Below are 971 nucleotides of genomic sequence, written 5' to 3' on the forward strand. Positions count from 1 at the left end.
CAGTCTCGTTGGACAATCCGATGTAACGGATCTTGCCGGCCTTGACGAATTCGCTCAACACTTTCAGCGTCTCTTCGATGGGCACCGTGGTTTCGTCTGCCACGTGCTGGTAGCCGAGCTGGCCGAAGCTGTTCACGCTGCGGTCCGGCCAGTGCAATTGATACAGGTCCACGTGATCCAGTTGCAGCCGCTCCAGGCTGCCATGCAGCGCCTCGGTCAAGCCCTTGCGGTCGAGGTTGTTGATGCCGCCGCGGACGTGGCGCGGGTTGTGGGGTTTGCGCGCCGGGCCGGTGCATTTGGTGGCGATGAGCAACTGATCGCGCTTGCCGGATTTCTTCAGCCAGGTTCCCAGATAGCGCTCAGTCAGCCCCTGGGTTTCGGCCTTGGGCGGGACTGGGTACATTTCGGCCACGTCGATCAGGTTGATGCCGCGCTCCACGGCATAGTCCAGTTGCGCATGGGCTTGCGCTTCGGTGTTCTGTTCACCCCAGGTCATGGTACCTAGCGTGATGAGGCTGACCTTGGCGTCGGTGCGGCCGAGTTGGCGATACTGCATATCGGTTCTCCTTGTGAGTGCGGGGCAGGGCGAGCGTGGGCCCATTCTGCCGGCTGGCGCGGGATCGGGTAGTATAGCTGCGCCGGTCCTGGCTTGCAGGGCAGGGCCGCAGCGGCGCCAAGACCGCTTGCGCAGTGCCGGCAGCAGTGCTGCCGGGCCAGACTAGATCACGCCAGCCCACCATCCCGAGACATGTCATCCACTCCCAGTCACACGGCCCCCGATGAGGCCAGCGAGCAGCAACTGCCTTTGCGCCATCACACGCCCTTCAAGCTGTTCTGGTGCGCCAGCGTGGCCTCCACCATCGCCTTGCAGATGCAGATCGTGGCGGTGGGCTGGCAGGTCTACCAGCTCACCCACAGCGCCTTTCGACCTGGGCATCGTGGGGCTGGTGCAGTTCATCCCTTCGCTGATC

General features: G+C 63.5%; 1 protein-coding gene and 1 pseudogene. One reads left to right on the plus strand and one right to left on the minus strand.

The features are described from left to right. Positions 1–556, minus strand: a 556-nt coding sequence (locus I5W_RS14815) for an aldo/keto reductase (RefSeq protein WP_044529801.1), incomplete at its 3' end; no start/stop codon positions are given. Between the two features lie 192 nt (positions 557–748). Between I5W_RS14815 and I5W_RS29895 the strand changes: the two are divergent. Beyond that, positions 749–971, plus strand: a pseudogene (locus tag I5W_RS29895) (MFS transporter); the annotation flags it as partial.

Origin of the sequence: Herbaspirillum sp. B65 (genome assembly GCF_000333555.1) — a bacterium.
Classification (GTDB): Bacteria; Pseudomonadota; Gammaproteobacteria; order Burkholderiales; family Burkholderiaceae_D; genus Herbaspirillum; species Herbaspirillum rubrisubalbicans.